8 protein-coding genes are annotated in these 8,751 nt (G+C 61.5%); all 8 read right to left on the bottom strand.

Going from position 1 to position 8,751, the window contains the following annotated elements; genetic code table 11:
* Nucleotides 1–216: 216 nt before the first annotated feature.
* The 8 genes from pepN to N5D61_RS21475 all read right to left on the bottom strand — a co-directional run bounded on the left by pepN (nt 217) and on the right by N5D61_RS21475 (nt 8,733).
* Nucleotides 217–2,895 (bottom strand): aminopeptidase N, encoded by a 2,679-nt coding sequence (gene pepN / locus N5D61_RS21510; RefSeq protein ID WP_279894168.1) that lies wholly within the window; start codon nt 2,893–2,895, stop codon nt 217–219.
* A 10-nt stretch (nt 2,896–2,905) separates the two neighbouring features.
* Entirely contained in the window at nt 2,906–3,736 is an 831-nt protein-coding gene (locus N5D61_RS21505; protein ID WP_279894167.1) for a DUF2797 domain-containing protein, read from the bottom strand.
* The gene (locus tag N5D61_RS21500; protein ID WP_108238776.1) at nt 3,733–3,993 is read right to left on the bottom strand and encodes a DUF1315 family protein; all 261 of its coding nucleotides are present in this window, start codon (nt 3,991–3,993) and stop codon (nt 3,733–3,735) included. Before N5D61_RS21500 ends, N5D61_RS21505 begins: the two co-directional genes overlap by 4 nt.
* 78 nt (nt 3,994–4,071) lie before the next feature.
* Entirely contained in the window at nt 4,072–4,995 is a 924-nt protein-coding gene (locus N5D61_RS21495) for a tetratricopeptide repeat protein (protein WP_108238777.1), read from the bottom strand.
* The gene (locus N5D61_RS21490; protein WP_177411084.1) at nt 4,995–5,483 is read right to left on the bottom strand and encodes a hypothetical protein; all 489 of its coding nucleotides are present in this window, start codon (nt 5,481–5,483) and stop codon (nt 4,995–4,997) included. Before N5D61_RS21490 ends, N5D61_RS21495 begins: the two co-directional genes overlap by 1 nt.
* The gene (locus tag N5D61_RS21485) at nt 5,480–6,829 is read right to left on the bottom strand and encodes an ATP-binding protein (RefSeq protein ID WP_279894164.1); all 1,350 of its coding nucleotides are present in this window, start codon (nt 6,827–6,829) and stop codon (nt 5,480–5,482) included. Before N5D61_RS21485 ends, N5D61_RS21490 begins: the two co-directional genes overlap by 4 nt.
* Before the next feature lie 42 nt (nt 6,830–6,871).
* A complete protein-coding gene (locus N5D61_RS21480; protein WP_108238780.1) occupies nt 6,872–7,843 on the bottom strand; it encodes a metallophosphoesterase in 972 nt (323 codons plus the stop codon).
* Nucleotides 7,843–8,733: an NAD(+) kinase gene (locus N5D61_RS21475; protein WP_108238781.1), complete on the bottom strand. Its 891-nt coding sequence runs from the start codon at nt 8,731–8,733 to the stop codon at nt 7,843–7,845. The genes N5D61_RS21480 and N5D61_RS21475 overlap by 1 nt, the downstream gene beginning before the upstream one ends.
* Nucleotides 8,734–8,751: the final 18 nt, after the last annotated feature.

Below are 8,751 nucleotides of genomic sequence, written 5' to 3'. Positions count from 1 at the left end.
TTGGAACCGGGGACAGATCCGTTTGCGTGTGGGCTGGGACCTCGGTTTCGCTCCTTACGAGCGACTCCATTTTGTCTTGGCAAAATGGAGCAAATGGCTTTGGTCACTTTCCCCGAAAGGAAAGTGACCCGCTGTAAAAGCGGAATGGTGAATCAGCATCACCCTCGCCAACCGATCAACCCGCCGTCATCCATACCAGCCAATCAAGGCTGGCCATCACGCCAAGCTCTTACTCACCACCTCATACACGTCCGGCGACAACTGCCCGGAAGCACGGATGCGCTCCAGTTCCTCTTTCATCAGCACTTGACGTTTCTCGTCGTACTTGCGCCAGCGAGTCAACGGCGCCAGCTGCCGAGAGGCGATCTGTGGGTTGAAACCGTCCAGTTCAATCACCAGATCCGCCAGGAAACGGTAGCCCGACCCGTCCGCCGCATGGAAGTTGATCAGGTTCTGCCCAGCAAATGCACCGATCAACGCCCGCACCTTGTTCGGGTTCTTCAGCGTGAATGCAGGGTGTTGCATCAGCGCTTTCACACGCTCCAGACCACCGGGCAGCGTGCTGCCCGCCTGCACACTGAACCACTGATCCATGACGAGCGCGTTATCCTTGAAGTTCTCGGCAAATACCGCCAAGGCCTGGGCCTTCTCGGCTTCGAATGGAGAATTGACCAGCACGGCCAGCGCGGTCAGACGCTCGGTCATGTTGTCGGCGTTATCGAACTGTTCGATGGCAGCCGCCAGCACGTCCGGTTTGCCGTTCAACATCAGGTAAGACAGCGCGATGTTCTGCAGCGCCCGACGCGCGAAGTGCTCGGATTCAGCCACGTAAGGCGTTGCCTTGGACACCTCGCGGTTCGCTTGGTAGCGCTTCCACAGTGCGTCGCTCAGGCCATCGGCCAACTGCTGACGGGCGAACTCGCGGGCCGCGTGAATGGCATCGACATCCGCCACTTCGCTGATTTCAGTGAGATACGCTTCACCCGGCAGCGAGAGCATTTCTGCGACCATCGCCTGATCGAGGCTCTCGTCCGCCAGCACGGTGCCCAGCGCGGTGAGCAGGCGTTGATCCAGTACCAGCGGCTCGCCTTTCTGATGCTGGCCGATCAGTTCCTGCAGCACTTGGACCGACAACTGCTGCCCGGCGTCCCACCGATTGAAGCCATCAGTGTCGTGCTGCATCAGGAACATCAATTGGTCGCGGCTGTAGGGGAAGCTCAGTTTTACCGGCGCCGAGAAACCGCGCAGCAACGACGGCAGCGGCCGCTCGGCGATGTCAACGAAGGTCACCGTCTGTTCGGCTTCGCTGATGGCGATGACGCGAGACGTCCCCGCCGCCGCGGACTCACCCTGCAACCGCAACGGGATTTCCTGCCCTTGGGTATCCAGCAGCCCCAATGAAACCGGGATCACGAACGGCTTTTTCGCATCGCCCGGTTGCCCAGGCGTCGTGGGCGCCGTCTGACGGAAAGTCAGGCTGTAGGTGTGGGCGGCGGCGTCATAAGACTCCGTCACCGCCAGGCGTGGCGTACCGGCCTGGGAGTACCAGCGCTTGAATTGGGTCAGGTCGACACCGTTGGCGTCTTCCATGGCCTTGACGAAGTCGTCGCAGGTCACCGCTTGGCCGTCGTGGCGTTCGAAGTAAAGGTCGCTGCCCTTGCGGAAGCCTTCGGCGCCGAGCAGGGTATGGATCATACCGACCACTTCCGAACCCTTTTCGTACACGGTCAGGGTGTAGAAGTTGGAAATTTCGATGAAGCTGTCCGGGCGCACCGCGTGTGCCATGGGGCCGGCGTCTTCCGCGAACTGGTGGGTGCGCAGGTATGCCACGTCCTGGATGCGCTTGACGGTCGCCGAGTGCATGTCGGCGGAGAAACCGGCATCACGGAAAACGGTAAAACCTTCCTTCAGCGACAACTGGAACCAGTCGCGGCAGGTTACACGGTTGCCGGACCAGTTATGGAAGTACTCATGGGCGACGATCGCTTCGACCCGCTGGTGCGCCGCGTCCGTCGCCGTTTCGGCACGGGCCAGCACGGCGCTGGAGTTGAAGATGTTGAGGCCCTTGTTCTCCATGGCGCCCATGTTGAAGTCGTTGACGGCAACGATCATGAAAATGTCGAGATCGTATTCGCGGCCGTAGACTTCCTCGTCCCAACGCATGGATCTTTTCAGGCTGTCCATGGCGTGCTGGCATTTATCGATGTTTTCCTTCTCGACATAGATGCGCAGCGTGACCTTGCGCTCGCTCATCGTGACGAAGGTGTCCTCGATGCACCACAGGTCACCGGCCACCAGTGCGAAAAGGTACGCCGGTTTCTTGAACGGGTCTTCCCAGGTGATCCAGTGACGTTGCTCGCCCTCGGGCCCAGCATCGACCGGATTACCGTTGGACAGCAGGATCGGATAATCCTGTTTACTGGCGATGACCGTCGTCGTGAAGGTGCTCATGACATCCGGGCGGTCGAGGTAATAGGTGATCTTGCGGAAGCCCTCGGCCTCGCACTGGGTGCAGAACATCCCGCTGGACTTGTACAGGCCCTCCAGCGCGGTATTGGTTTCTGGATGGATCTTGACGCTGGTATCGAGCGTGAAGGCTTCAGCGGTGGGATGGACGGTCAGGCTGTCCGGCGTCAGTTGGTAGTCTTCGGAGGTGAGGTCCACGTCGGCCAGTTTGACCGACAGCAGCTCCAGCAGTTGACCATCGAGCACCAGCGGCGGCAGAGCGCCCCCCGGCAAGAGCCGGGCACGCTCCGGGTTGCGGCGCATGACCAACTGCGCGTGGACCAAGGTGTGGTCCTCGAACAATTCGAAGGTCAGGTGCGTCTCGTCGATGAGGTACTCAGGCGCCTGATAATCCTTCAGGTAGATCATTTTTGGCTGTTCGGTGCGCATGATGCTGTCCTTAGTGATGCACGGCGAGTTGATACGCCGTGTATTTGCGAATGTTGATCACGCCGGTGTCGAAGATCAGGTACTGGCCCTTGACGCCCAGCAGCGTGCCTTCGGCGATCGGGTCTTTATCGAGATTGAAGCTGACCACCTTGGTCGGGTAAGCCTCCACCGGGTAGCGGATCTCGATCGGCTCGACGTCGTCGAGCACCTGAATGGCTTGCAGGCCGAAGCGCTGCTGGAGCGTGCGCAGGCCTTCGGCGCAGGATTCGAACAACTGCTGACGGATGGCGGCCAGGTCAACCGCTGGGGCATCGCCTTTGAGCAGCGCTCGCCAGTTGGTACGGTCCGCCACCTGAGTGCGAAACAGGTCCTCGACGAACCCGGACTGCTGGCGGGTGGCGACCCGCACGATCGGCAATGCCTGGCTGGCGCCCTGATCCAGCCAGCGGGTCGGCAGTTGCGTGGCGCGGGTGATGCCGACTTTGACGCCCGAGGAGTTGGCGAGATAGACCACGTGCTCGGTCATGCAGAACTGCTGGCCCCACGACGGATCCCGACAGGTGCCTTGATCGTGGTGGCATCTTTCCGGGCTGACGATGCAGACGTCGCATTGCGCCAGTTTCTGCATGCACGGGTAGCAATACCCTTGGCTGAAACTGGTCTTGGTGCGTCGGCCGCAGTGGCTGCAATGAATGGCGCCCAGGTATTCCAGGCGTACGGTCTTGCCGATCAGCGGGTTGACCGGAATCTGCGCGTCACCCAGACGAAACGCATAGTGCACCTGCTCCGCATCGAGCCGCGCGGACATTTTGTTGACGGAGCCTCGGCCAATCTCGATCAATGGATGGCATCCGACTTGAAGAGGATGTTTGGAATCGGCGCCGACTTGGAGGCACATTCCTGCGGGCCCATGTAGCCGATGCGCTGCTCTTCCGGCACATTGCGCACTTCCCACGCGATGAGTGCCTGAAGGGACAGCTCACGTTGCTCCTGGGTCAGTTTGCGGCCATCGGACCACTTGCCGATTTCCACCGCCAGCTTGAGGCTTTCGTAAATGTCCGGCGTGATGTTTTCGATCATTTCAGCAAAAGATGACATGTGAACAACCTCTGATAAACGTCGCTGGTTCAACCAGCGCAATTATGACCTTTCGACACTGGGCATGATGCCAGCTCGTCAGAATTCCTTGGACAGTTTTACCTGCACCAGCTCCTTTTCCAGCAAACGACGGAAAATCTGCGGCGCGGCGAAGGTGTAGGCAGCGAAGGCCAGCCACACCCAGTCGACCAGTTGGGCCACTTGGGGGTGGCCCTGCGCGGCGAGCGTGATCACCACCACGCGGTAGGTGACGAACATGAACAGCAAGAGAATGATGGCCCGGGTGGCACTGCGTTCGTTCATCCAACTGTTGAAGCGCCACCAGGCTCCCAGAAAAAGACTGCTTCGCGCCTTCACCGCCGTGAGCAGGTGCAGCGCGGCAACGTTGTTGGCATTTTCCTGCAACGCCCAGATGGCGTGGTCGCGGGCGCCGCCGATGTCGCCTTCGCGCAGCAGCAGATGCCCCAGCACAATGACCGCGCCGGGGTGGCCCGGGGACGCCTGCAAAGCCTGCCGAGCGAATTGATAGGCCTGCTCCCAGTGGCGGCTGGCGCGGTGAAACTCGGCCATCGCCACCAGATTGGCGGCGTCGTCCGGGCCCAGTTCCAGCGCTTTTTCCAGCGGCTCACGGCTCTGTTTCAGACGCCCCGTCAATTGATACAGCTCGGCCAGGCAACGATGGTTCAACGGGTTGAGCGGCTCCATGTCGAGCAACTGCGCAAGATGCTCTTCGGCCAGCTTGAATTTGCGCTGGGCAATGGCCACCTGTGCCGCCGCATAGTGGGCCAAAGGCAACTGAGCATCGGCGGCCAGGGCGAGTTGCACTTCACGGCGAGCAGCATGCACACGCCGCATGTTCATCAGACAGATGGCCAGTAACCCGTGCGCCTCGGCCGAATCCGGGTCATTGGCCAGCAATTGTCGAAGGGCATCGATGGCCCCGTCGTTGTGATCGGCCTGCAGGCGCTGATAAGCCAACTGCAGCAGGTAATCGGTATTCATCAGCTCACCACCAGGTACCAGAGGGTGTAGGGCAACAACTTCACGACCATGCCTTTGAGCACGAAACCGCCGATCAGCGCCAGCGGCAGACCGAAGCGGCTCAACTCACCGCCGTAGTACTGGTAAATCTCGATGGTCTGGTTCTGCTGCATGTACAGCAGGTATCCAATGGTCAGTTTCCACACCACCAGAACCAGCAACGCGTACTGGACTTGCGCCTGGGTTGCCAGGTACCCCGCGCCTGCCAATTGCATGAGTGCCAGGCCGATGGCCACACTGCCCACGAGCGCCACACCGGCCAGGCAGATTTCACGCACACGCGTCGGGCTGCCGACGGCAATCGAATTGAACACGAACCACGGCAGGCCCAGCCAGGCACCGCCGAGCATCATGCCCAGCAGCGGCCAGAACGGCGAAACGGCCCATTTCGCCAACGCACCCGGACGCGGCTCGTCCTCGATGCGGTATCCCCCATAGCGCGCCATCAACGACCCTTCCCGTGCTTGTCGAGGAACGCCAACACTTCATCGTATTGATTGCCCTCGTTGGCGTAGCGGGCGTAGTTGCGGGCGGTGGTCAGCCACTCGAGCGTGGTGGCTCGCACTTCTTTCAACGCGTCCTTGAAGTGCGCGTCACAGATCACGCGCTCGGTGCCGCTGCTGAGCGAATCTTCGATGGCCCCGTCTGCAGCGGTCTCCACCAGCTCGCCCAAATCAGCGCCGGAGAAGCCGGAAGTGCTTTTCGCCAGGAACGCGAAGTCGATGTCATCGGCCATCGGCCGGTCTTTCATCATCATGCGCAACATGCTTTCCCGGGCTTCGCGATCAGGCGGCGGAACAAACAGCACCCGGTCGAACCGGCCGGGACGACGGAACGCCGAATCCACCGACCACGGCACGTTGGTCGCGGCCAGGATCAGCACGCCCTTGTTGTCCTGAGTGAAGCCGTCCATTTCCGAAAGGAACTGGCTGACCAGTTTGGAGGACGTCGATTCGCGCGTGTTGGCGCGCTTGCCACCCAGGGCCTCGACTTCATCGAAGAACATCACCGCTGGCGCCTTTGCCCGAGCCTGCTCGAACAGCGCATGAAGTTTGCGTTCCGACTCGCCGATGTACATGTCCAGCACGTCGGAAATGGCGATGTTGAAAAACGTCGCGTTGCACTCCCCCGCCGTGGCCCTGGCCAGGAGGGTCTTGCCGCAACCGGGAGGACCGTACAGCAGCACGCCTCCGCCGACCTTCTTGCGAAAGCGCTGGAAAAGGCCGGGCTTCTGGTAAGGCAGGATGATTTTCTTGTGAATGGTTTTTTTCAGATCTTCCAGACCGCCAATGTCGCTGAAGGTCACGGTCTGGTTGTCCGGCTCAAGCAACCGCACCACTTCGCTCTGATCGGTGTCGTCGTTGGAGATCACACGCAACCGCGGGCGCCCGTCGGCACGAGGCACCTCGGCCACCGAGGCATTCAGACGACGCGAGAACACCACATCCTCCAACGCCGGGTTGGCTTCGATCGCCGCACGGTATTCGACCTGCGCGTCCTTGAGGCGGTCCAGGTCGGCCAGCACCCGCGCCTTGAACAGCCGCGTGTGGGCGTCAGGCTCCTCGGCCAGCCGCAGCGCTCGGCTGGCATCGCCTGCCGCCAGGCACAACTTCGCCGCCGCCAGTTTCAGCGCGGGGGCCGAAGGCCATTGCTCCAGGTCGTCGGGCAACAGTTTCAGACCACGCGCGTGCTCACCGCGCTGGACGCTGGCGTCGATCAGCATCGTGAGCAGCGCGACGTTGCCGGGGGCTGCTTGCAGCGCAGCCTCCAGCTGGTCGAACGTCGAATCATCCATGGGGGGTCCTCGCAATCAAAGGGTACGGTGCTGCCGTGCGCATCAAAGTCGCTCAACCGGCCGTTCGACATCGACCCAGACAAACTTGGCCGGGTCAATGACGGTTTCCTGGTCCAGACGGTAAGCCACCAATTTGCCGTACAGCACGGCGCTGTAGTCCAGGCACGCCAGATTCGGGCGAATCGGCGCGGGGATTCCACTGCGCCAGTAATGCCCAACGAACAGCAACGGCTGATCGGGGCCATAGCGCAGCAAGGCGTTCTTTTCGGAGTCGGAGAGCGGGCGCTTGGCCACAGGCTCGGGCAAAGCGTCAGGCTGGAACACCACATCGCCATAGGTCTGGGGATCGTCTTCCCAGAACTTGGTACGAAACGACGCACGCGTGAGGCCGTCTCCACCGGTCAACGTCATGCCATGGGGCAGCCGCATGTCGGTGCCACGCAGCAGGCGGTCGAAAACGGCGCTGGCAAAACTGCCGGGCACCGCCGAGGCCTGAACGAAATGCTGATCGACACGGCCATCGCCGTGCGCGCTGCGCAGGGGCTCGATCAGGCTGGCGTCCCAGCAGGCATGGACCAGGCGAAAGCGCTCGGCGTCGATGAACAGCGGCAGTTCATAGAACCACGTGAGGAAGTCATTCCAGTCACCGGGATGGCCCTCGAACTGCGCCAGGGTTTCGCCCAACAGCCGTGCGTGGCGCGGCGTATGTTCACGCACGAACTGTTTGCCGCTCTCCGGTGGCGCCGGAGTGGCCCAGCCCAACGCGTTGAATTCGTGGTTGCCCATGATGCAGAACGCCTGACCGGCGACCACCATGTCGTGGACGATGTGCAGCGCCTCGCGAATGCGTGGGCCGCGGTCGATGATGTCGCCCAGGAACAGGGCGATGCGCTCGGGATGGCGCCAGACGCCTGCCTGAAAGCGGTAACCGAGGGTGTCGAGCAAGTGCTCAAGGGTCTGGGCACAACCATGCACGTCACCGATCAGATCGTAGCCACGCGCGGGATCGAGCATCAGTCGCCCCCGCCGCCAAGCCGACTGCCCCAACCGAGTTTGGTCCGGCAGACTTCGTAATAGTTGTGGTCCAGCGGGTGAATCAGACGCAGTTTTTGCGGTTTCTTTTTCACGGTCACGGTGTCACCCGGCGCGCAGGTGAAGTGGTTTTGTCCATCGCAGGAGACCTGGGGGTAGATCGTCATGTCCTTTGAGACAACGATTTTCAGCTCGCTGTTTCCATCGACGACGATTGGCCGACCGGACAGGGTGTGCGGGTACATCGGCACGATGACGATGGCGTCCAGCTTGGGGTGCATGATCGGGCCACCCGCCGACAAGGCGTAGGCGGTGGAGCCGGTCGGCGTCGCCACGATCAGCCCGTCGGCCTTCTGGCTGCAGACGAATTGACCGTCGATGTAGATTTCGAATTCGATCATCCGCGTAGATTTGCCGGGGTGCAGGACCACGTCGTTCAGCGCGTCGCCCTGGCCGATGGCCTCGCCGTGGCGACGGACTTCGGCTTGCAACAGGAATCGGTTTTCCACCAGGTAATGGCCGTCCAGCACCTCGGCCACCTTCACTTCCAGCTCATCGGGGCGGATGTCGGTCAGAAAGCCCAGACTGCCCCGGTTGATCCCCAGTACCGGCACATGGTGCTTGGCCAGGGCACGGGCCGCGCCGAGCAGGCTGCCGTCGCCGCCCACCACGATGACCATGTCGCAGACCTCGCCCAGCAGCTTGCGTGATGACGTTTGCAGGCCATGGCCAGGCAAGACCTCGGCAATGGTGTCTTCAAGGATCACATGCAGGTGCCGAGACATCAGGAATTTCTTGAGCCGGCGGACGGTCTCCAGGACCTGAGAGCTGCCCAGGCGACCAATGATGCCGATATTGCGAAACTGCTCCATGGGGCTCCTGCGGTGTTC

Origin of the sequence: Pseudomonas sp. GD03842, from assembly GCF_029841165.1 — a bacterium.
Lineage (GTDB): Bacteria > Pseudomonadota > Gammaproteobacteria > Pseudomonadales > Pseudomonadaceae > Aquipseudomonas.
The sequence above is the reverse complement of the archived record's forward strand: the minus strand, read 5'-3'. Positions and strand labels throughout refer to the sequence as shown.